The sequence below is a fragment of the Nocardia acididurans genome, assembly GCF_016741815.1.
GTDB classification, from domain to species: Bacteria; Actinomycetota; Actinomycetes; order Mycobacteriales; family Mycobacteriaceae; genus Nocardia; species Nocardia acididurans.
Genome location: NZ_JAERRJ010000013.1, coordinates 175,329 through 196,101 on the forward strand (window position 1 = coordinate 175,329; position 20,773 = coordinate 196,101).

Annotated in this window: 23 protein-coding genes; 15 read left to right on the top strand and 8 right to left on the bottom strand. The window is 68.8% G+C overall.

Features of this window, described 5'->3' with window-relative positions; genetic code table 11:
• Positions 1-15: 15 nt before the first annotated feature.
• The 6 genes from JK358_RS31125 to JK358_RS31150 all read left to right on the top strand — a co-directional run bounded on the left by JK358_RS31125 (position 16) and on the right by JK358_RS31150 (position 5,646).
• The gene (locus JK358_RS31125; protein WP_201954733.1) at positions 16-1,443 is read left to right on the top strand and encodes a sugar ABC transporter permease; all 1,428 of its coding nucleotides are present in this window, start codon (positions 16-18) and stop codon (positions 1,441-1,443) included.
• Between the two features lie 64 nt (positions 1,444-1,507).
• On the top strand, positions 1,508-2,659 hold the full coding sequence (locus tag JK358_RS31130; protein ID WP_201954734.1) for an ROK family transcriptional regulator: 1,152 nt from the start codon (positions 1,508-1,510) through the stop codon (positions 2,657-2,659).
• A 24-nt stretch (positions 2,660-2,683) separates the two neighbouring features.
• Positions 2,684-3,397, top strand: a complete 714-nt coding sequence (locus JK358_RS31135) for a PIG-L deacetylase family protein (RefSeq protein WP_201954735.1) — start codon at positions 2,684-2,686, stop codon at positions 3,395-3,397.
• A 75-nt stretch (positions 3,398-3,472) separates the two neighbouring features.
• Positions 3,473-4,633 (top strand): glycosyltransferase, encoded by a 1,161-nt coding sequence (locus JK358_RS31140; protein ID WP_201954736.1) that lies wholly within the window; start codon positions 3,473-3,475, stop codon positions 4,631-4,633.
• A gap of 93 nt (positions 4,634-4,726) precedes the next feature.
• The gene (locus tag JK358_RS31145) at positions 4,727-4,918 is read left to right on the top strand and encodes a DUF3046 domain-containing protein (RefSeq protein ID WP_201954737.1); all 192 of its coding nucleotides are present in this window, start codon (positions 4,727-4,729) and stop codon (positions 4,916-4,918) included.
• Positions 4,915-5,646, top strand: coding sequence for a phosphotransferase (locus JK358_RS31150; RefSeq protein ID WP_307817824.1), 732 nt, complete (start codon positions 4,915-4,917; stop codon positions 5,644-5,646). Before JK358_RS31145 ends, JK358_RS31150 begins: the two co-directional genes overlap by 4 nt.
• Before the next feature lie 4 nt (positions 5,647-5,650).
• Here JK358_RS31150 and JK358_RS31155 read toward each other — a convergent pair whose 3' ends face one another.
• On the bottom strand, positions 5,651-6,178 hold the full coding sequence (locus JK358_RS31155; RefSeq protein WP_201954738.1) for a CGNR zinc finger domain-containing protein: 528 nt from the start codon (positions 6,176-6,178) through the stop codon (positions 5,651-5,653).
• Positions 6,179-6,343: 165 nt separating this feature from the next.
• On the opposite strand from JK358_RS31155, the gene JK358_RS31160 reads away from it, so the two are divergent.
• The 3 genes from JK358_RS31160 (at position 6,344) to JK358_RS31170 (ending at position 8,269) form a co-directional block, all read left to right on the top strand.
• Positions 6,344-6,796: a nuclear transport factor 2 family protein gene (locus tag JK358_RS31160; RefSeq protein ID WP_201954739.1), complete on the top strand. Its 453-nt coding sequence runs from the start codon at positions 6,344-6,346 to the stop codon at positions 6,794-6,796.
• A 21-nt stretch (positions 6,797-6,817) separates the two neighbouring features.
• Complete coding sequence (locus JK358_RS31165) at positions 6,818-7,291, top strand: SRPBCC family protein (protein WP_201954740.1); 474 nt, start codon at positions 6,818-6,820, stop codon at positions 7,289-7,291.
• Between the two features lie 78 nt (positions 7,292-7,369).
• A complete protein-coding gene (locus tag JK358_RS31170; protein ID WP_201954741.1) occupies positions 7,370-8,269 on the top strand; it encodes an alpha/beta fold hydrolase in 900 nt (299 codons plus the stop codon).
• A gap of 67 nt (positions 8,270-8,336) precedes the next feature.
• On the opposite strand, the gene JK358_RS31175 is transcribed toward JK358_RS31170, so the two are convergent.
• The gene (locus JK358_RS31175) at positions 8,337-9,737 is read right to left on the bottom strand and encodes an MFS transporter (protein ID WP_232852178.1); all 1,401 of its coding nucleotides are present in this window, start codon (positions 9,735-9,737) and stop codon (positions 8,337-8,339) included.
• Positions 9,738-9,834: 97 nt separating this feature from the next.
• Between JK358_RS31175 and JK358_RS31180 the strand changes: the two genes are divergently transcribed.
• The 6 genes from JK358_RS31180 (at position 9,835) to recX (ending at position 16,941) form a co-directional block, all read left to right on the top strand.
• Complete coding sequence (locus JK358_RS31180) at positions 9,835-10,860, top strand: Lrp/AsnC family transcriptional regulator (protein WP_201954743.1); 1,026 nt, start codon at positions 9,835-9,837, stop codon at positions 10,858-10,860.
• 119 nt (positions 10,861-10,979) lie between these two features.
• A complete protein-coding gene (locus JK358_RS31185) occupies positions 10,980-11,969 on the top strand; it encodes an iron-siderophore ABC transporter substrate-binding protein (protein WP_201954744.1) in 990 nt (329 codons plus the stop codon).
• Positions 11,970-12,051: 82 nt separating this feature from the next.
• A complete protein-coding gene (locus JK358_RS31190) occupies positions 12,052-13,248 on the top strand; it encodes a FecCD family ABC transporter permease (protein ID WP_201954745.1) in 1,197 nt (398 codons plus the stop codon).
• 119 nt (positions 13,249-13,367) lie between these two features.
• Positions 13,368-14,420, top strand: coding sequence for a FecCD family ABC transporter permease (locus JK358_RS31195; RefSeq protein ID WP_232852179.1), 1,053 nt, complete (start codon positions 13,368-13,370; stop codon positions 14,418-14,420).
• A 151-nt stretch (positions 14,421-14,571) separates the two neighbouring features.
• Positions 14,572-15,606, top strand: coding sequence for a recombinase RecA (gene recA / locus JK358_RS31200; RefSeq protein WP_201954747.1), 1,035 nt, complete (start codon positions 14,572-14,574; stop codon positions 15,604-15,606).
• A 528-nt stretch (positions 15,607-16,134) separates the two neighbouring features.
• Entirely contained in the window at positions 16,135-16,941 is an 807-nt protein-coding gene (gene recX / locus JK358_RS40705) for a recombination regulator RecX (RefSeq protein WP_372440765.1), read from the top strand.
• 111 nt (positions 16,942-17,052) lie between these two features.
• Here the strand turns inward: recX and JK358_RS31210 are convergent, their stop codons facing one another.
• The 6 genes from JK358_RS31210 to JK358_RS31235 form a co-directional block, all read right to left on the bottom strand.
• Positions 17,053-17,544, bottom strand: coding sequence for a nuclear transport factor 2 family protein (locus JK358_RS31210; RefSeq protein ID WP_201954748.1), 492 nt, complete (start codon positions 17,542-17,544; stop codon positions 17,053-17,055).
• 57 nt (positions 17,545-17,601) lie between these two features.
• On the bottom strand, positions 17,602-18,318 hold the full coding sequence (locus JK358_RS31215; protein ID WP_201954749.1) for a helix-turn-helix transcriptional regulator: 717 nt from the start codon (positions 18,316-18,318) through the stop codon (positions 17,602-17,604).
• A gap of 45 nt (positions 18,319-18,363) precedes the next feature.
• Positions 18,364-18,651 (bottom strand): hypothetical protein, encoded by a 288-nt coding sequence (locus JK358_RS31220; RefSeq protein WP_201954750.1) that lies wholly within the window; start codon positions 18,649-18,651, stop codon positions 18,364-18,366.
• Positions 18,652-18,751: 100 nt separating this feature from the next.
• Positions 18,752-19,183: a DUF1801 domain-containing protein gene (locus JK358_RS31225; RefSeq protein WP_201954751.1), complete on the bottom strand. Its 432-nt coding sequence runs from the start codon at positions 19,181-19,183 to the stop codon at positions 18,752-18,754.
• A 2-nt stretch (positions 19,184-19,185) separates the two neighbouring features.
• Positions 19,186-20,094: an amino acid ABC transporter permease gene (locus tag JK358_RS31230; RefSeq protein ID WP_201954752.1), complete on the bottom strand. Its 909-nt coding sequence runs from the start codon at positions 20,092-20,094 to the stop codon at positions 19,186-19,188.
• Entirely contained in the window at positions 20,091-20,771 is a 681-nt protein-coding gene (locus JK358_RS31235; RefSeq protein WP_201954753.1) for an amino acid ABC transporter permease, read from the bottom strand. Before JK358_RS31235 ends, JK358_RS31230 begins: the two co-directional genes overlap by 4 nt.
• Between the last annotated feature and the right edge of the window lie 2 nt (positions 20,772-20,773).

The window sequence follows — 20,773 nt, forward strand, 5'->3', positions numbered from 1 at the left end:
AAGGAAGTCACTGGTATGAGCCAGATTTCGGATCAGTCGCCGGCCAAGCCCGCCGAGGCCGTCGCCGACTTCGGTATCGACACCACCAGCATGTCCAGCCGGGAAGCGCTGGGCGAGTACGTGACCCGGCTGCGGTCGGGCGATATCGGTTCGCTCCCGGCCATTCTCGGGCTGGTCGCGCTGGTGGTGCTGTTCTCGGTGCTGTCGGATGTGTTCTTCTCGCTCAACAACATCGCGAATCTGCTGGCGCAGGGCGCGGGACAGACCGTCATCGCCATCGGCATCGTCTACGTGCTGCTGATCGGTGAGATCGATCTGTCGGCGGGCACCGCGTCCGGGGTGGCGGCGGCGGTGCTGGCGCTGCATTTCGTGGAGAACGGAAACCTCATGTCCGGCATGGGGTCCACGGTGTTCTTCATCTTCAACGCGCTCATGGTGCTCGGCGCGGTGCTGGCGGCGCTGCTGCGGATCTGGCCGGGAGTGGCGCTGTCACTGCTCGGGATCGCGTTGACGCTCATCGGTTTCGAGGCGAATCCGTGGGTGGAGATGCTGCTCGCGGTGTGCGTGGGCGCGGCCATCGGCTGCATCACCGGTTTTCTGATCGCCAAGATCGGCATGCCGTCCTTCGTGGTGACGCTGGCACTGTTCCTGGCCTGGCAGGGCGTGATTCTCCAGCTCATCGGCGAGGGCGGGGTGCTGGGCATCAGTTCGTCGCGGGTGCTCGATCAGGTGGCCAACGGCAATCTGTCCACACTCGGCAGTTGGCTGCTGTGCGTGGTGGCGGCGGGCGGCTATGCGGCGGTCACGCTGGGCGGGCACCTGCTGCGGCGCAGACGTGGCCTGGTCACCGCGCCGACGCCGCTGGTCGTGGCGAAAGTGCTGGCGCTCACCGGTTTCGCGGTGGTGGTCACCATTCTGCTCACCGTCAACCGCTCGCCGAGCAAGCTGATCGAGATCTCCGGGGTGCCGTATGTGGTGCCGATCGTGCTGGCGCTGCTCGTGGCCGGAACCTTCGTGCTCAACCGCACCACGTACGGCCGTCACCTCTATGCCGTCGGTGGCAACGCCGAGGCGGCGCGTCGTGCGGGCATCAATGTAACCCAGCTCCGCGCAAGCGTTTTCGTCATCTCCTCGTCCTGTGCGGCGGTCGGCGCGATCATCTACTCGTCGAAGGTGGGTTCGGTCGACCCGCAGGCGGGCGGCCTGAACACGCTGCTGTTCGCGGTCGGTGCGGCGGTGATCGGCGGGACCTCGCTGTTCGGCGGCAAGGGCAGGGTCGCCGACGCCGTGATCGGCGGTGCGGTGCTGGCCGTGGTGTCCAACGGGCTCGGTCTGCTCGAACAACCGGCGGCCGTGGTCTCCATCGTCACCGGCCTGGTGCTACTGCTGGCCGCGACCGTCGATGCCGTCTCCCGGCGGCGCGCCGCGGCGGCGCCACGATGAGCGGGCGTGAAGCGCCGAGTGCCGGTGCCGTGCGGTCCGGTGCGGCAATGGTATTCCTGAGTCCATGACCGTCGCCCGACCGGACGAGGTGCGCCGCTTCAACCGGTCCAGCCTCCTGCGGCTGCTGCATATCGGCGGCCCGGCCACCCGGGCGGCGTTGGCCACCGAGCTCGGCTTGAACCGGTCCACCATCAAGATGCTGGTGGACGGGCTCGCCGAGACCGGGCTGGTGGAGGAGAAGGTGCCTCGGCTGGCCCGGGGCGCGGGGCGGCCGTCGCTGCTGGTGCTGCCGCAGCCGCAGGCCGCCGTGGTGCTGGCGGTCGATGTGCAGGTGGAGCGGGCCGGGATCGCGCTGGTGGGTTTCGGCGGGCAGATCCTGGGCCGCAACAGCTGGAATCTGCATGGGCGGCAACGGGATCCGCACGAGGTGATGACGCATGTCGCGGAGTCGGCGGCGTTGCTCGCGGCCGACCTGGGGGTGAGCCCGATGGCGGCGGGGATCTCCGTGCCGGGGGTGGTGCGCCGCTCCGACGGGCACGTGCACACGGCCGCGAACCTGGACTGGGATGAGGTGGCGCTCGGGCAGCGCATGGGCGCATGCCTGGGATTGCCGGTCGTGGTCGGCAACGATGCCGAATTCGGTGCGCTCGCCGAGCTCATGCGCGGATCGGGACGCGGCGCCTCCGACGCGGTCTTCGTCTCCGCCGACGTCGGGGTGGGCGGCGGACTGATCGCACAGGGCGCGCTGCTGCGCGGATCCGCCGGATACCTCGGCGAGATCGGACATATGACGGTCCGGCCGGGCGGCCGCACCTGTCACTGCGGTAACGAGGGGTGCTGGGAGACCGAGGTGGGCGAGGCCGCCCTGTGCCGGGCGCTCGGCCTGCCCGAGCACGGCCCACGCGGCACGATCGTCGCCGAACTGCGTTCCCTGCAGGGCGATTACGGGGATCTCCTCGACGAGTACCTGGACTGGCTGACCCTCGGTCTGGTCAATGTCGTGAACATCCTCGGCCCGGAACTGGTGGTGCTCGGCGACCTGTTCACGGCGTTGCCGGACGCGGCCGTCAACCGGGTCGCCGAGCAGGTGCGCGGGCGCAGCATGGTGAGCCGCGCCATGGGCGGGGTGCGCATCCAAAAATCCAGCCTGGGAACAGATCTGAAGCTCCTCGGCGCAGCGGAAGCCGCCTTCGAAGACGTGCTGGGCATGCTGTGACGCCGCTGGTGGTTGAATGCAGTCATGGAGCAGCTTCCCGAGGATTGGCAGCGCGGCATCGTGATCGTCGCGCACCCCGACGACATCGAATACGGTGCGGCGGCCGCTGTCGCGCGGTGGACGCGGCAGGGCAAGGACATTCGGTATGTGCTGGCCTCCAGCGGCGAGGCGGGGATCGCGGGCCTGCCGCCCGCTGAGTCCGGGCCGCTGCGCGAAGCCGAGGAGCGGGCCAGCGCCAAGATCGTCGGCGTCACCGAGGTGGAGTTCCTGGGCCATCCCGACGGCCGGATCGTGGAGAGCCTCGATCTGCGCCGGGACCTGGCCGCCGCCATCCGCCGGCATCGACCGGAGATGGTGGTGCTGTTCAACTTCGGCGACGGCTGGGCGCGGGGATACGCCAACAGCGCCGATCACCGGGCCGTGGGCCGCGCGGCGCTGGACGCCATCTCCGACGCGGGGAACGAATGGATCTTCCCGGAGCTGGCCGAACTGCCGATCTGGTCGCCGCGCTGGGCGGCGGTGTACGGCGTCATGGACGGGAGCCACGCCGTGGATGTCACCGACACCATCGAGGTCGCCGTGGAATCACTGGCGGCGCACCACCGCTATCTGGAGGCGCTGAGCCCGGAGCCGGTCGTCGAGCAGGCCCGCGCCGTCATCGATATGTCGTCCGGTCCGAAGGAGGGCTTCCCCGCCGACCACGCGGTCTCCTTCGAGCTGTTCTACTTCGCGCAGTAGCGTTCGCGGCTCGAGGAGCGGGACTCGGCCGATGCCTGTTACGCGGCGTCGGTGCGGTGTGGCACGCTGGGGCGCGTGCGAGTAGCGGTGGTGGCCGGGCCTGATCCGGGACATGCCTTTCCGGCGATCGCGTTGTGCCTGCGGTTCTTGGCCGCGGGCGACGAGCCGGTGCTGTTCACCAGCCCACGGTGGTTCGACGCGGCTATGGCGGCGGGTATCGGGGTACGGCGGTTGAAGGGGCTGGCCCCGCGCGCCGAGGACGACGACGCCGACGCCGGTGCGCGCATTCACCAACGCGCGGCGCATATTTCGACCGAGATCCTGCCGGATATGAGTGCCATGCTGCCGGAACTCGTGGTGTCGGACGTACTCACCGCGGGCGGCGGTATGGCGGCCGAACGGCTGCACGTGCCGTGGGTGGAGCTGTCGCCGCATCCGCTGTATCTGCCGTCGAAAGGCCTGCCGCCCATCGGGAGCGGGCTCGCCGCCGGGGAGGGTGTGCGCGGGCGCGCCCGGGATTCCATGCTGCGCACCCTGTCCGCGCGTGCCATCCGCCGCGGTGAACTGCAACGCGAGGAGGCGCGCGCGAGTATCGGTCTGCCGCCGCAGGATCCGGGTCCGGCGGCGCGGCTGGTCGCGACACTGCCCGCGCTCGAGGTGCCGCGGCCCGATTGGCCCGAGGACGCGCATCTGGTCGGTCCGCTGCTGTGGGAGCCCACCGATCACATTCTCGAGCTGCCGCCCGGTGACGCCCCGCTGGTCATGGTCGCCCCCTCCACGGCCCACACCGGTGTCGCGGGCATGGTCGACACCGTCCTCGAGGCGCTCGCCGATTCCGGTGTGCGCGTGGCGATCTCCACACTCGACACCCCTCCTGCCGACCTCCCGCCCTGGGCCACAGCGGGTTTGGGCCGCCAGGACGAACTGCTCCGGCACGCGTCGGTGGTGATCGGCGGCGGCGGTCACGGCCTGCTGGCCAAATCCCTGCTGGCCGGCGTGCCCATCATCACCGTCCCCGGCGGCGGCGACCAGTGGGAACTGGCCAATCGCGCCACCCGGCAAGGCAGTTCACTCCTGATCCGTCCCCTCACCGCGGCGGCGATCCGCGCATCCGTCCAGCAGATCCTGAACGACCCCGCCTTCACCGAATCCGCCCGCAAGGCGGCCGCCGATGCCGTCGTGGTCTCCGACCCCATCGAGGTCTGCCACCGGGTCCTCGCCGCCCGAACGAACTGACCCGGTGCGGGCGGAGTTCCGGGCACCCCGCCGCTCTGATCGTGCGACTGGGGTGTCGGGGGTGGCTCGTGGCCGCTGGCGTAGGCTCGCGGGGTGCGGTTGACGGAGTTCCAGGAGCTGTTGCATACCGAATTCGGGGCGGCGCGCGGGGATGCGCTGCTGACCGACCATGTGATCCCGTCCATGGGGCGGACCGGCGCGCAGGCCATCGAGGCCGGTGTCGACCCCCGCGACGTCTGGCGCGCACTGTGCGCGGAGTTCGACGTCCCCCGGACTCGTTGGTGAGTGAATTCGTGATGAGTGACGCGGCCCTGCCGCCCGGCGTTTCCGAGCTGTTCGGCGCCGAACCGGTGTTCTCCGACGACCACGAGGGCCGCAGTGGCGGCGTGGTCCAGGTCAACGGAACCTATTGGATGAAGCGGGGTTCGGTGGCCCGCGCCGAGCACGAGCGGCTGGCCTGGCTGGCCGCGCAGGGTGTTGCGGTACCGGAAGTCGTTCTGTTCGAAGCGGATACGCTGGTGCTCGCCGATGCGGGCGTGCCGAGTCTGGCGGCGGCGAACGCGCCGGGCAAGGCCATGGGCGTCGCCCTGCGCCGGCTGCACGATCTGCCGATCACCCTGTGCCCCTTCGACGGTCGCCTCGACGTCATGCTGGCGCAGGCTGCCGTGCAGGTGCGTGACGGCCTCGTCGATGCCGAGGATTTCGACGACGACAACCTGGGCCGGACGCCCGAGCACGTGCTGGAGCAGTTGCGCGCCGAACGTCCCGGGGCCGAGGATCTCGTTGTGGCGCACGGGGATTACACGCCGTCGAATGTCCTGGAGGGTGGCCTGCTGATCGATGTCGGCCGCTTGGGCGTCGCCGACCGGTACCGCGATATCGCGCTGGCCGTCCGGGATCTGGAGGACGATTTCGGGCCGGACGAGGTGCGCGCCTTCCTCGCCGCTTATGGCCTGTCCGAAGCCGATCCCGCCCGGTTGCGCTACTACCGGCTGCTCGACGAGCTGTTCTGACCGTTCAGACCTCGGCGGTCTTCTTCGCGTAGTGGCGGGTGGCCTTGGCCCGGTTGCCGCAGGTGGCCATCGAATGCCACCGGCGCGCACCGTTTTTCGACGTGTCGTAGAACCACAGCACGCACTGCGGATGCGCGCACTGTTTGATCCGGTCGGGTGCTTCGGCCAGCAGGTGCAGCAGGTTGTCGGCGGCCAGCCAGCCGGCCAGCCGGGGCCGCTGCGGCACCTCCACCTCGTCGGCGGGGCCGGCGGCGGTGAGGGTGCGCCGGATGCGGCCGTCGTCGAGTACCCGATTGAGGTCGTCGGCGGATTCGCCGCGCGCCACCTGCAGGATCGCCTCGCGTGCCGCGACGAGGGCATGCAGGGTCTGCTCGTCGGCCGGACTCCGGTCGGTGAGGTCGTTGTCGGCGAGCCACTGTCGCAGCCCCGCCACGTCGGTGAGCAGGTCCATGGGCCCGTCGGCGCTGATCCACCGCGTGTTGAGCAGGTCCAGCGCGAGCGGTTCGCCGAGATGGGGACGCGGATCGGGCATGCCTGAGATTAACCAGCTCCTCGATGTCATCGTTCGAAGCACCGCCATTCTAACCAGTGAAGTGCGTTACAAGGGTTGACAGTGGGATTCTGCCGCTCCTAAGTTCTAACCATCTAAACAAGTACAAGCAGTTAGATGTTCCGGATCGTTCGAGAGGATCCCGCCATGCGCCCCCCACTGCCGCCGTTCAGCCTGGAATCCGCCCAGGCCAAAGTCCGCGCCGCCGAAAATGCCTGGAACACCCGCGATCCCGAGCGGGTCGCGCAGGCGTACACCGAGGATTCGGTCTGGCGCAACCGCGACGAATTCCTCACCGGCCGCGCCGAGATCGTCGACTTCCTGAAGCGCAAATGGTCCGTCGAGAACGGCTACGCCCTGCGCAAGGACCTGTGGACCTTCACCGACAACCGCATCGCCGTGCGCTTCCAGTACGAATGGCACGACGAGAACGGTCAGTGGTACCGCAGCTACGGCAACGAACTCTGGGAATTCTCGCCCGAGGGCCTGATGTCGCGCCGCGAGGCCAGCATCAACGACACCCGCATCGAAGAATCCGAACGCCGGATCTTCGGCCCCCGCACCGCCGAGGAGGAGAACGCGCCCCTGCCGCTGCGCTAGCCCGGGTGCGAGGATGACGGCGTGCAGGCAAACGACACGGCCCGTGAGCTGTATGCGGAAACGACCATCGACGCCCCGGCGGAACGCGTCTGGGCGATCCTGACCGACACCCGCAATCTTTGCGCGGTCAGCCCGGAGCTGTTCTCCATGCATCCGCTCAAGCCCGGCGGTATGCGGGTGGGGCAGTGGTATCTGGGCTGGAATCGCCGCAAGTTCGTGATCTGGTTCACGAGAAATGTTGTGGTGGAAGTGGATTCACCGCACCGCCTGGCCTGGGACACCAAAACCAGTGGGACGCGGTGGATTTTCGAACTGACGTCCGAGGGTGAGCGGACCCGGCTCGTGGAGCGCAGGCCCGTGCCGGAGAAGCTGACCTCGGTCGGCAAGCTGTTCGCCGCCGTCTTCCTGGGCGGCGGCGCGGGGCATGCCGATGAGCTCGAGCAGGGGCTGGTCACCACGCTGGCCGGCATCAAGGAGCTGGCGGAAGCGCGCTGACCGGGCGTCACACCCCTTTGATGATACGCGCATACCATTTATTTGGTATGGTCGTATCGTAAAGCGAAAGGGGAGATCATGCCTGGGATCGGGCGATTCACCAGCGACGAGGCCAAGGTGGCGTTCCTGCGCGCCTACGACGCCGCAGCCGCCCAGTGGCCGGTGCCATCCACCGACCTCGACATCGAAACATCGTTCGGTACAACACGAGTGCGCAGATCCGGGTCCGGCGACGGCACGCCGATCCTGCTGCTGCCGGGGCTCTCGGGCAACGGGCTGATGTGGTGGCCGCTCATCGAGGAACTGACCCGCGATCGCGTCGTGTACACCCCCGATGTCATCGGCTGGGCGGGACGCAGCGAACAGACCGCGCCCGTGCGCGACGAGGACGACATCGCGACCTGGGTGATCGAACTGCTCGACGCACTCGGCCTGGACCGCGTGCACCTGGCCGGGACCTCGGTGGGATCGTGGCTGGCCATCGTGGTCGGCGCCCGGCACTCCGAGCGGCTGGCCAGCCTCAGCATGCTGGAACCGGGCGGCGCGACCTTCACCAAGCCACGGTGGCGGGTCCTGCTCAAATTCCTGGCGGCGGGCACCATGGCGGGTATCCGGCCCTCCCGCGAGCGGATGGAGAAGTTCACGAACTGGCTGGCCCCCGGCAGCATGGACGCCTTCACCGACCTGGACTGGACCATGCTGCTGGCGGCCTTCAAATTCCGCATGGCACTGCCGTGGGAGCGGCCCCTCACCGATGCGCAGCTGGCCGCCGTCACCGCACCCCTGCTCGTGCTCTTCGGCGCGAACACCGTCGCCAACGACCCCGAGGTCGGAGCGAAACGCGTGCGCGAGCACATCCCGTCAGCCGAGATCGAGATCTACCCCGGCGTCGGCCACGAACTGGTAACCGCCAAGCGGGACATCGTGATTCCACGATTCCTGGCCTTCGCCGACAAACACGAACCGGTGCGGATCTGAGCGCTGTCGCACCCGCCGCGGGCGGCGGGCGCTCTGTCCCGCAATCCGACGAGCGTGCTCGCCTCTGCTATCCCACCAGCGTGCTCGCCGGGCGCGACTCCGGCAGCTCGGATAGGCGCTGCCGGTAGAGCGCGAATGCGGTGAGGCCGAAGCTGATCCCCACTGCGGCCGCGATCAGGACGGCCGCGTCGAGGCCGTCGGCGAAGGTTGCCAGGCTGGGGCGGTCGCCCGCGATATGGTGGAATACGGTGCCCAGCACCGCGATTCCCAGGGCCAGGCCCAACTGCCGGGCGGTGTTCACCGCGCCAGCGGCGATGCCGCCCTGCTGCGGTGATACGGCCGCCATACCGGTGGACACCAGGGCGGGGGCGTTGATGCCGACGCCGATACCGAGCACTATGAAGCCGGGAAGTATTGCGGTCCAAGGGGATCCGGCGTCGATCAGGGTGAACAGGCCGGTGCCCGCGCCGATCACCACGAGCCCCGCGCCGACGGTCCAGGCGGCGGGGGCATCGTGCAAGAGGCGGCCGGTCAGCGTGGAGACCACGAAGGCGGTGGCGGCCATCGGCAGCATCGCCAGACCCGCGTGCAAGGGGGACAGGTGCAGTTCCTGCTGTAGCCACAGGGACAGCAGCGGTGTCGCGGAGAAGCCCGCGAAGGTCTGGCCCGCAGCCGCGATCAGGGTGGCCGAGAACGAGCGATTGCGGAGCAGCGGCATCGGGAACATCGCTGCGGCGCTGCGGAATTCGATCAGAACGAAAGCGGCGGCCGCGAGCAGGCCGCTCCCGAAGGCGGTCAGCGTCCCGGCATCGCTCCAGCCGTGCTCGCCGCCTCGGATGATGCCGAAGGTCACGCAGGTCGCCGCCGCCGCGAAGGTCAGCATGCCGGGTAGGTCCAGGCCGCGTGCCGGATGTCGCCGAGGTGCCGGAAAGGCCATGGCGGACAGCGCGATGGCCACCGCGGCGATGGGCAGGTTCACGTAGAAGATCCAGCGCCACGACAGCAGATCGGTGAGCGCGCCGCCCGCGACCACGCCGATTCCGGCCGCAGCGCCGGATACCGCGCCCCAGGCGCCGAACGCGATCCCGCGATCACGGCCGGTGTAGGTGGCGTGCAGCAGGGAGAGCGTTGTCGCGAACATGGCCGCACCGCCGACGCCCTGAATCACGCGCGCTAGCACCAGGATCGCCGCTGATCCGGCCGCACCGCAGGCGAGTGACGCGAGGGCGAAGACCGCCAGCCCGGCCAGGTATACGGTTTTCGCGCCCAGTCGATCGGCGACGGCACCCAGCACCAGCAGCAGGGCGGCCAGCGCGAGCGCGTAGCCGTCGACTATCCACTGCAGACCGGATAATCCGGTGCCCAGGTCGGCTGCGATATCCGGTAGTGCGACGTACACGATGGTGACATCGATGAGCAGCATGAGCGTGCCCAGGCAGGCGGCGAACAAGGGGAGCCATTTTCGCATGGCGGCCTCCATGATTGATCGAACGATTTCGTCGCCAATCGTGTGCTCGACGTGCGTATCCACCTAGCCGGACCGAGTTCTGCGATAGATTCCTCCAATGTTGTCCCCCTCTGCTCTGGAATCCTCCGTTCTCGATGTCCTGGACCGGCAGATCATGCACGCGCTCGTCGTCGACGCCCGCATTTCGTTCGCGAAACTCGGTGGCGTGCTCGGCGTTTCGGAGCAGACCGTGGCGCGGCGGTACCGCTCGCTGCGGCAGCGCGGCATCATGCACGTCTCGGGGCAGCTGAATATCGTGCCGCTCGGGCATGCCCGCTGGATTCTGCGGATTCGCTCCACGCCCAGTGCCGCACTGCGCCTGGGGGAGTCGCTCGCGCGTATTCCGGAGCTGAGCTGGGTGTCGCTGCTGTCCACCGGCTCGGAGGTGATGTGCGTGAGCCGGGCGCGCACCGCCGAACGCCGGGATGCCTTGCTGCTGAAGCTGATTCCGCAGGCGCCACAGGTGGTCGAACTGCTCGCGCATGAGGTCATGCACGCCTATCCGCTCTACGAGGAGTGGCCGCGGTTCAGCGGACTGTTCACCGCGGAACAGCTCGAGGCGCTGGGGCCGCGGCGCGCGGTGCCGCCCGCCCCGGAATCCGACGCGCCGATCGCGTTGAGCGCGCAGGACGAAGCCATGCTGGCGATCCTCGCGCGGGACGGGCGCGCGCCCTACGCGCAGCTCGCCGCCGCGACCGGGTGGAGCGCCACCCGGGTCGCGCGGCGTATGGGCGAACTGCTCGAGTCCGGTGTCCTGTACTTCGATCTGGACTTCGCGCTCGAGCGGATGGGGTACTCGGTGCGCGGCGCGGTCTGGTTGCGTACGCGCCCAGCGGATTTGGCGACGGTGGGCGCGGCCTTGGCCACGCATCCCGAGGTCACCTATGTGGCGGCCACGACCGGGCCGACGAATCTCACGGCCGCGCTGGTGTGCCGGGATACGGCGCATCTGTACCGGTATGTCACCGAGAGTCTGGGAGCCCTGGACGGGATCGTCGGGCTCGAGGTGACGCCCGCGCTGCGGGTGTTCAAGCAGGCGCAGACCTTTCTGGATACGGATCGGATCGCAGTGGTGCGCGCATAGCGGGGCGTGGTTTGCTGCCGGTTGACTCCGGTCGCCGGGCTCTGGCAGGGTGGCTAGCTATTAGGTTAGGCTAACTTTGCTTTAGGAGTGGTGTGCGGACAATCCCGAGAAGGCGGCGAGTGCTGGCGGCACTCGGCGCGGCGCTGGTCGTCGCCACTGTAAGCGGCTGCGGTACAAGCGGTACCGGTGCCGACACCGGTGCTTCGACGATCACCGCCGAAGCGGGCGCTTACCCGGTCACCGTCGAACACCGGTACGGGGCGACCACCGTCGAATCCGCGCCCGAGCGGATTGCCGTCGTCGGCTACAGCGACGAGGACTTCGTGCTCGCCTTCGGCGGCGTGCCGGTACTCACCCGGAAGTGGTACAACGACGAGATCCAGCCGTGGCAGCAGCCGTATCTGCAAGCGGGGCAACGGAATCTGGTCGACATGGGCACCGGTGCCGTACCCGTGGAAAAGGTCGCGGCGGCCAAGCCGGACCTCATCATCGGCGTGTACTCCGGCATCTCCGAGCGGGAGTACCAGTCCCTCAGCAAGATCGCACCGGTGATCGTCTCGCGGGCCGGCTACATCGACTACGGCCAGCCGTGGCAGGACACCACCCGCCAGATCGGCGCCGCACTCGGACAGCCCGCCAAAGCCGAACAGCTGGTGAACGCGCTGGAAGCCCGCTTCGCCGCGGCGCGCACCGCGCACCCGCAGTGGGCGGGCCGCACCGTTTCGGTCGCCACCTTCACCGGCAGTCAGCCGAGCATCTTCGGCGGCGAGGACCCGCGGCCCCGCTTCTTCCAGAACCTCGGCTTCCGCACCCCCGCCGAATACGATGCCCTGACCGGTGATTCGTTCCACGCCACCGTCTCCCTGGAGAACGCCCGCCTGCTCGATCAGGATCTGCTGGTGTGGGATCAGCTGTCCTTCACGCAAGGCGGGCGCGCCACCATCGCGGGCAATCCGTCGCTGGCGGTGCTGGGGGCCATGCGCGAGAACCGCACCGTCTACCTCGACGGTGAACTCGAGAAAGCCTTCGGCTGGCAGACGGTCCTGTCCCTGCCCGCCGCCCTCGACGGCGTGATCCCGCTGCTCGAGCAGACCGGCCTCCGCGGCTGACCGGGGTGCCGAGAGTGCACCGGTTCGGGCAGACCGCGGACGGGAGATTCGTTCGGGCGCAGCGGAGTAGCCGGGTTCACCGATGCGCCGTATTCATCGGGTGGCGCACGGAACCACCACCACGGTGTCGCGCCGAGCGGGGCAGTTCCGGAGGTGGCGGGTGAGCGGGGCGAGCGCGGTGAACCGGGCGCGATCGGTCGGCCGACAGCGCACGGGGCTGCCCGCACTTGCGCCGGGGGCCGCGCGACGCCGTCGGCTGGGCGGCGTGGCCGTGCTGGGCGCGCTGCTGGTCGCCGGTGTGCTGGGGTCGCTGGCCATCGGCTCGCACAGCCTGGATCCGGGGACGGTGTGGGCGGCGCTGTTCGAGCGGTTCACCACCGATCCGGCGCAGATAGCGGCCATGAATCCCGAAGCGGCGGAACGCAACAGCGCCGCCATAACCGTGCAGTCGCTGCGACTGCCGCGCACGCTGCTGGGGCTCGCGGCCGGGGCGGCGCTGGGCGTGGCGGGCGCCTTGATTCAAGGGCATACGCGCAATGCCATCGCCGACCCCGGGCTGCTGGGGGTCAATGCCGGGGCCGGGTTCGCCATGGTGCTGGCCGTCTCGGTGCTCGGATTGAGCGCGCCGCTGGCGTATGTGTGGTTCGCGCTGGCGGGGGCGGCCTTCGCGGCACTGCTGGTGTTCGGGCTGAGCTCGGTCGGAGACGGCGGCCCGATCACCCTGCTGCTGGTCGGCTCCGGGATCTCGGTCTTCCTCAGCGCGTTGACCTCTGTGACGGTGCTGTCGGATATGAACTCGCTCAACCTGATCCGCTTCTGGAACACCGGATCCATTGCGGGGCGCGGATTCACGGTGTTGTGGGTGACCCTGCCGTTCCTGGCGCTCGGCGTGATACTGGCCTGTGCGCAAGCGAGCGTCATCAACATGCTGAATCTCGGTGAGGATGTCGCGCGCGGGCTCGGCGTCGCCGTCGGGCGCTCCCGGGTGCTCGGGCTGATCGCGCTCACGCTGCTGGCCGGTGCGGCCACCGCCGCCTGCGGCGCCATCGCCTTCCTGGGTTTGATTGTGCCGCACCTGGTTCGACGGTTCACCGGACCCGATCACCGCTGGCTGCTGCCGTGCGCCGGGCTGGCCGGCGCCGTGCTCATGCTCTTCGCCGATATCGCGGGCCGCATCGTGAACCTGCCCGGCGAGATTCCGGTGGGTATCATGCTCTCACTCGTCGGCGCACCGGTTTTCGTGCTGCTGGCCTGGTCGGGACGGGTGGCGAAATGGTGAGAATCCGACCCCGGCAGGATGCCGCCGTACCCGGAGCCGCCGTACCTGAAACCGCTGCACCCGGCGCTGCCGCATCCGGTACTGCGGTCTCGGTTCCGTCCGCGGCTACGCTGGTCCGCTTGCGCCGCAGCCGACCGGCGTTGCGGGTGTGGGCGCTGTCGTGGGTGTGGCGGCCGCGAATGGTGCTGGCGCTCAGCGTGACCGGGCTGCTCGTGGTGGCACTGGGGCTGCTCACGGTATCCACCGGGGACTACTTCATTCCGCTACCGGATGTGTTCGCGGCACTGTCCGGAGACTCCGGGGATGCCGGGAACCGGTTGGTGGTCATGGAGTTTCGGCTGCCGCGCGCGGTGCTCGGTGCGGCGGCGGGCGCGGCGCTCGGGATCTCCGGCGCCATCGTGCAGTCGGTGGCGCGAAATCCCCTGGCGTCGCCCGATGTTCTCGGTATCACGGCGGGGGCGGGCACGGTGGCGGTGGCAGCCGCTACCGGGGCCTCGGGTTTCGGAGTGCTCGCGGGCGCGATCGGCACGACGGCGGCCGCCATCGCGGGTGGCCTGGGGACGGGGCTGGCGGTGTATCTGCTGGCCTGGCGACGCGGAATCGACGGCTACCGTTTGATTCTCATCGGTATCGCGGTGACAGCGTTCCTGCACGCCGTCACCGATTGGCTGCTTGCGCGGGCGGATCTGCGCAATGCCGCGGCGGCGCAGAGCTGGCTCAGCGGATCACTGGACGGACGGGACTGGTCCGATGCCGCCGTGGTGGCCATCGGCCTGAGTTGCTGTGTGGCGCTGCTGTTCTGGCATGCGCGCTCGCTCGGTCCGATGCAGCTCGGGGACGACTGCGCGGTCGGGGTGGGTGTGCCGCTGGGGCGGGCGCGGGCGCTGCTGCTGATCATCGCCGTGCTGCTGGCGGGGGTGGCGGTGGCCGGGGTCGGGCCGGTGCCGTTCGTGGCGTTCGCGGCGCCGCAGATCGCCATGCGGCTGTGCCGCGCGCCGGTCCCGCCGCTGGTGGGTTCGGCGGCGACCGGCGCGCTGCTGCTGCTCGGCGCGGATTGGACGGCGCGTTCGCTGTGGGAGCGGGAGTTGCCGGTCGGGGTGATCACCGCGCTGCTCGGTGGTCCGCTGCTGGTCGCTCTCGTGTTGCGGCGCAATCGGCGCATCGGTCGGTGAGCACGCGGAAATCTCTCCCGCGTGTCGCACGGTGTGGTGTTTGCCTCGAACACGTGTTCGTTTAAGCTCGTCGTCGGAACTTGTCGGTGCCGCCCTCTAACGTGGGCGCCAACCACAGAGAGACTCACCCATTCAGAAGGGGACCAAGACGATGGCACCACAGGCATTCGATCGCGACAAGGCGCTCGAGCTGGCGTTGGCGCAGGTGGAGAAGAGCTTCGGCAAGGGCGCGGTCATGCGCCTGGGCGAAGAGGCGCGCCAGCCCATTTCCGTGATTCCGACGGGGTCGATCGCACTCGATGTCGCCCTGGGTATCGGTGGTCTGCCGCGTGGCCGCATCGTCGAGATCTACGGTCCGGAATCCTCCGGTAAGACCACGGTCGCCCTGCACGCGGTGGCGAACGCGCAGGCCGCCGGCGGTGTGGCGGCGTTCATCGACGCCGAGCACGCGCTCGATCCCGACTACGCCCGCAAGCTCGGCGTCGACACCGACGCCCTGCTGGTCTCCCAGCCCGACACCGGTGAGCAGGCGCTCGAAATCGCCGACATGCTGGTGCGTTCCGGCGCCATCGACATCATCGTCATCGACTCGGTCGCGGCCCTGGTGCCCCGCGCCGAAATCGAGGGCGAGATGGGTGACAGCCACGTCGGTCTGCAGGCCCGCCTCATGAGCCAGGCCCTGCGCAAGATGACCTCCGCCCTCAACAACTCGGGCACCACCGCCATCTTCATCAACCAGCTGCGCGAGAAGATCGGCGTCATGTTCGGCTCCCCCGAAACCACCACCGGTGGTAAGGCGCTGAAGTTCTACGCCTCCGTGCGCCTGGACGTCCGCCGCATCGAGACCCTGAAGGACGGCTCCGACGCGGTCGGTAACCGCACCCGCGTCAAGGTCGTCAAGAACAAGGTCTCCCCGCCGTTCAAGCAGGCCGAGTTCGACATCCTCTACGGTTTCGGCATCTCCAAGGAGGGCTCGATCATCGACCAGGGCGTCGAGCAGGGCTTCATCCGCAAGTCCGGCTCCTGGTACACCTACGAGGGCGACCAGCTCGGCCAGGGCAAGGAAAACGCCCGCAAGTTCCTGCTGGAGAACACCGACGTCCGCGACGAGATCGAAAAGAAGATCAAGGAAAAGCTGGGCATCGGCGCCGACGTCACCGCCGAAGAGACCCCGGCCGACTTCTAGTCCATGCCAGAACGGGAAACCCCTGGGCCCCGGCACAACCCGCCGGGGCCCACCGGCCCCCGCCTCGAAGCGGTGGAACGCCTCCGCCGCGAACTCGAAGCCCTGGAGTCCCGCAAATCCCGCCGCGCCGTTTCCACCCGCGCGGCGTCCCCACGCACCCGAACCCGAACCACCGCACCCGATGCCGACTCCCTGCACTCCGGCTACGGTCCGGCAATAGGCAGCTGGGTCGAATCCCACCCCGCCACCGGCTCAACCGGCTACGGCACGAGCTCGGCTGACTACGGCACCGACGGCTCTGGGCCGACGAGCGGCGAACCCGGCAATCCCGCGCCCCGTGGACGGTTCTACGCCGACCCGGAGGACACCCCGGGCGATATCCACGCCGACGACGACCCCTGGGCCGACCCGGAATCCGCAGTCACTCAACGACGTTCGCCCCTCGGGCGACGCCGCTCGCCGGGGCAGCGGCAAGAGGAAGAGTCTGCTGCCCCTGGCGACGGCGGGGAAGCGGGGAAGTCGCGCCGCATCTCGTCGCGTCGCACCGACGCACCCCGTGCGGCGGAAGCCGAGTCCGCCCCGCATGACCCGAACGGCGACGGATCACCTTCTCCGCACCTGCCGGACAACGAACCGGGGCAGGAAGATTCGCGCGACGCGGGGAACGGGTGGGGTTCCGCACGTGGATCTCGGCGAGGTCGGGGCGGTGCTTCGCGTTCCGGCTATGGTGCCACCGAGGACGATGAGACGCGCGGTGCACGGCGTCGAGGTGGGCGCGGACGGGCGAGGCCGGATGGAACAGCCTCAGAGACAGGCGAGTCCGGTCTGCCCGGCGGCGGCACCGACGCGCAAGCCAAAGAGGTGTGCCTGCGCCTGCTCACCGATCGCGCCCGCAGTCGCGCCGAACTCGCGGACAAACTGGCCGCCAAAGGGTTCAGCACCGCGGTGGCCGATCGAGCGCTGGACCGTCTGACCGAGGTCGGCCTGATCGATGATCAGGCATTCGCGGAGCAGTGGGTGCATTCGCGGCATACGTTCTCCGGCAAGGGGAAGAAGGCGCTCGCACAGGAGCTCCGCCGCAAGGGCGTAGCCCAGGAACACGCCGAGGAAGCACTGTCCAGGATCAGCGCCGAGGACGAAGACGAGCGGGCCGCCGACCTGGTACAGCGAAAACTGCGATCCCTGCCGCGAGACCTGGACCGAGAGAAGGCCATCCGCCGACTGGTCGGCATGCTCGCCCGGCGCGGCTACAACCAGTCAACCGCCTTCACCGTGGTGAAGAACGCCCTCGCGGATCGCGACCTCGGAGACCTCGACGAGCCCGGCTCACTCTGAGCCGCTCGAACTTCTTCGCGGCAAATTCCAGGCCGCGCATACTTTCCAGCGGGGTGGCGGGGGCAGAGTTCGGTCTCTGCCCCCGCCGCTGTCATTGTGGGCGGGATCGTGCTACGCGGTGGGGAAGCGGCGGGTGCCGGTGACGGACCAGACCTCGGCGATTTTGCCGTCGCGGATGTCGAACATATCGATGCCGCTGGGGCCTTCCGGAGTGTCGACATACCAACGGGCTGCGAAGAACCCGGTGCCCGCCGGGGTCACCTCGCCTGCGGCGGTGCCGTCGAGAGCGAAGCGGATGCCGGGGTGGGTGGCATGGAAGTCGTGCAGGAAGTCGACGAAGTGTGCGGGGCCGCGCAGGCTGTCGCCGGGGTGCGTGTTGTCCCCGGCGGTGCCGTTGGCCGCGAAGCGAATTCGAAAGTCGGGGGTGCAGAGCTCGCGGGCGAGGTGGTAGGCGCCATTCCACAATTCCGTCCAGCGGATCGCGAGCTGGTCGGCGGTTGGTGAGGGGGAGCCGGTCGGCGTGCCCGGATCCGCGCTGGTGCCGGGTGCGGTGGCGGGGTCTGTCGTGGTGGCGGCGCTGCTGCCGGATGCGCTGGGGGACATGGGTTCTCCTCGGGCCGTGGTCGCCGCGTTGGTCTCGCGGCGGTCGACCTTCAGGGTTCAGGGATGCCGCGACAGCGGTATGTCCGTGATCGCACTCACATCGAGGAGTTTGCCTATGCCGGTGGGGATGGTGGACAGGTCGATGTCGCGGGTGGGGGCGGGCTCGTTCAGGACGGTGGCGCTGTGGATGCGGTCGAGGCGGAAACCTCTCAGGTCGTTGCGCATTCGGCACCAGGCGTAGAGGTACCAGTGGTCGCCGCCGATCAGGGCGAGGGGTTCGGCGAGGCGTTCGGAGGGGGTGTCGTTGCGGTCCACGTATTCCAGACGTAGGACGCGGCGTTGGAGCAGGGCTTCGAGTACCTCCGGGGGGACCGGTGGTGGCTCCTTGGGCAGCAATCGGATTCGATCGCTCAGATCTCCCGCGGTCGCCCGGTCGCCTTCGGGGAGTACCGCCAGCACTTTGTGTACCGCGGATCTGGCTGCTGCCGCGAACGGGGTGGCGGCCAGCATCGGCAGCGCCACGAGCAGCGCGGTCGCCTCGGTCGCGGTGAGTGATACCGGTGCGAGGGTGCGCGCCCGTTCCAGCGCGTAACCGCCCTGCGGACCCGGTACCGCCATGATCGGCACCCCTGCGGCCTGCAGCGCGGCGATATCGCGCACGATGGTTCGCGGCGTCACCTCCAGCCGCGCCGCCAACTGCCGTGCCGTCCGCGGCCGTGGACTGTACGCCCGCAACTCCTCGGCGAGCGCATACAACCGCTCGGTCTTGGTCACGCCCGAATTCTCGCTCACCCCACCGACAACCGGAGGGCGCAGTGCTCAGTGGAACACTCGGTGGTGATGCCGCCGCACGGTGGACCGTCGCCCCGGTCCTCGATTCCCGGCCCGCATCACCGGTCGCTGGGTCGCCAGTCGCGGCGTCGCCGGTTCGGCAGCGACCGCACCGCGACCGCGTTCCGGCGGCATCATGCGCCGCCACCCCTCCCGAGCCGCCAGCACTCCCATCGTCGCCGCCAGTGCGGCGAGCCCCGCCGCGATCGGAGCGACGAGGGTGGCCACCAGCAGCCCGAGAATGAATTGTTTTCGCCCACGGACATACTCGCTCATGCTCGCCAGTATGCGAGCCGCACGACCCACCTGTCTGCAGCTCCACCGACATTCACCGAGCTACCGCCGAGTTCCCTCCGGCCCCGGGCCGCCGACGGGTTCAGAACCCATAGATCTGTTCGCCCGATCGGTATCGGCGGTCGAGGTCGGTCAGAATGTCCCGCAGGGCGTCGAGATCGAGGTCGGCGAGCTTCTTGAACCGCACACACGACTTGCCGACCGAAACCTTGCCCAGGCGCTCGGCATTGGCCTCGGCGATGTACCGGCCGTCCTGCAGTGCCGAAAGATAGAGGGAGAGACCGGCTTTGCGGGGCGCGAGCGCCACGATGGGCCAGTCCTTCGGCTCTTTCATGGCCTTGGTCTTATAGGGGATGGGGCCGTAGCCGAGCATGGTCATGCCCATGCCGACGGTGACCACGGGGGTGAGAGCCGGTGCGCCCGAACGGATGAACTCGTCGAGTGCACGCAGCTCCGCTTCCCGCGCACCGGCGGCGGCGAAGAACGCCTCCCGCGCTGTCTCCAGCTCGCTCATCGCTACGGGTTGCCCTTGATCTCGGACTTGTCGAGGGTCATGTCCATGCCGGGCGGGGCCATGGTGGTGCCCGCCGAAACGACTGTGCGGCCACCGCGTTTGCGGGTGCGCAGCCACTTCTCGAGGCGGGTCGCCAGCACACTGAGCGCGTAGTTGAGCGCGATCATGATGGCGGCCACGACCAGCAGGGCCGGGATCGGGTTGTTCAGCGCCGCACCGAGGCGCTGGCCGGAGCGCACGATCTCCAGGTAGCTGATCAGGTAGCCCAGCGCCGAATCCTTCAGGGCCACAACCATTTGCGAGACCAGGGCGGGCAGCATGGCGGTGACGGCCTGGGGGAGCAGGATATTCGTCATCACCTGGGACTTGCGCATGCCCAGCGCGACGGCGGCCTCGTTCTGCCCCCGGGGCAGCGACCGGATACCGGAGCGCACGATCTCGGCGATGACCGACCCGTTGTAGATGGTCAGCGCCGTCACCACCGCCGCCAGCGACAGCTGCTCGGCGGGGAACACGTTGTACAGCGAGTACACCGCGTACAGGAAGATCATCAGCACCAGCACCGGAATCGCGCGCGCGAATTCCACGATGGTGCCGGCCACGATCCGCACGCTGCGGTGATCCGAGAGCCGCAGCACGCCGAAGATCATGCCGAGCACCATGGCCAGCGTGATCGACAGCACCGCGGCCACAATGGTGCCGCGCAGACCCGGCAGCAGATACGTGGTCCAGATATCGGATTCGATGAACGGCTTCCACTTGGCCGACTCGAACTGGCCCTTGTCGGCGAAGCCCTGGTAGACGAACCACCCGGCGGCCAGCAGCAGCGCCACCACGAGCACCGAGTAGATGCGGTACCGCACCCGCGCCTTGGGGCCGGGCGCGTCGTAGAGAACGGATGCAGCGCTCATCGGGCCACCTCGTATCGCTTTGCCAGCCAACCGAACAGCAGGCCCATGGGCAGGGTCAGGATGATGAAGCCGATGGCGAAGATGGCGCCGATCTCGATGACCGCCGCCTCCGTCTCGATCATCTTCGCCATCAGGAACGACGCCTCGGCGACGGTGATGGCGGAGGCGATGGTGGAGTTCTTCGTCAGCGCGATGAGCACGCTGCCCAGCGGCGCGATCACCGCGCGAAAGGCCTGCGGCAGCACCACGAGTCGCAGATTCTGGGTGAAGGTGAACCCCAGCGAACGCCCCGCCTCGGACTGCCCGAGCGGCACCGTGTTGATACCCGACCGCAGCGACTCACAGACGAAAGCCGCCGTGTAGACGCTCAATCCGAGCACCGCGAAGCGGAAGTTGTTCTCCATCAGCGATGTCGGCCCGGCTCCCGCGAGCCGCAGCCCGAGCGAGGTGTACAGGCCGATCTGGCAGAACACGATGATGAGCGTCAGCGGAGTGTTGCGGAAGACGGTGACGTACGCCGTGCCGAACCACCGCGCGATGGGTATCGGCGACACCCGCATCGCGGCGATGACGGTGCCCAGGATCAGCGCCAGCACCGCCGAATAGGCCGTCAGTTTGATGGTCAGCCAGAAGGCGTCGACCAATTGGTCGTCGTATTGCGAGATCAAGTCGAACACGG

Excerpts from the sequence above, each read along its gene's own strand:
- JK358_RS31230 (WP_201954752.1), bottom strand. The coding sequence starts at position 20,094 with ATGAGCGCTGCATCCGTTCTCTACGACGCGCCCGGCCCCAAGGCGCGG.
- JK358_RS31210 (WP_201954748.1), bottom strand. The coding sequence starts at position 17,544 with ATGTCCCCCAGCGCATCCGGCAGCAGCGCCGCCACCACGACAGACCCC.
- JK358_RS31160 (WP_201954739.1), top strand. The coding sequence starts at position 6,344 with ATGCGCCCCCCACTGCCGCCGTTCAGCCTGGAATCCGCCCAGGCCAAA.
- JK358_RS31155 (WP_201954738.1), bottom strand. The coding sequence starts at position 6,178 with ATGCCCGATCCGCGTCCCCATCTCGGCGAACCGCTCGCGCTGGACCTG.
- JK358_RS31190 (WP_201954745.1), top strand. The coding sequence starts at position 12,052 with ATGCGCCGTATTCATCGGGTGGCGCACGGAACCACCACCACGGTGTCG.
- JK358_RS31170 (WP_201954741.1), top strand. The coding sequence starts at position 7,370 with ATGCCTGGGATCGGGCGATTCACCAGCGACGAGGCCAAGGTGGCGTTC.
- JK358_RS31175 (WP_232852178.1), bottom strand. The coding sequence starts at position 9,737 with ATGCGAAAATGGCTCCCCTTGTTCGCCGCCTGCCTGGGCACGCTCATG.
- JK358_RS31225 (WP_201954751.1), bottom strand. The coding sequence starts at position 19,183 with ATGAGCGAGCTGGAGACAGCGCGGGAGGCGTTCTTCGCCGCCGCCGGT.
- JK358_RS31130 (WP_201954734.1), top strand. The coding sequence starts at position 1,508 with ATGACCGTCGCCCGACCGGACGAGGTGCGCCGCTTCAACCGGTCCAGC.
- JK358_RS31125 (WP_201954733.1), top strand. The coding sequence starts at position 16 with ATGAGCCAGATTTCGGATCAGTCGCCGGCCAAGCCCGCCGAGGCCGTC.
- JK358_RS31180 (WP_201954743.1), top strand. The coding sequence starts at position 9,835 with ATGTTGTCCCCCTCTGCTCTGGAATCCTCCGTTCTCGATGTCCTGGAC.
- recA (WP_201954747.1), top strand. The coding sequence starts at position 14,572 with ATGGCACCACAGGCATTCGATCGCGACAAGGCGCTCGAGCTGGCGTTG.
- JK358_RS31135 (WP_201954735.1), top strand. The coding sequence starts at position 2,684 with ATGGAGCAGCTTCCCGAGGATTGGCAGCGCGGCATCGTGATCGTCGCG.
- JK358_RS31220 (WP_201954750.1), bottom strand. The coding sequence starts at position 18,651 with ATGAGCGAGTATGTCCGTGGGCGAAAACAATTCATTCTCGGGCTGCTG.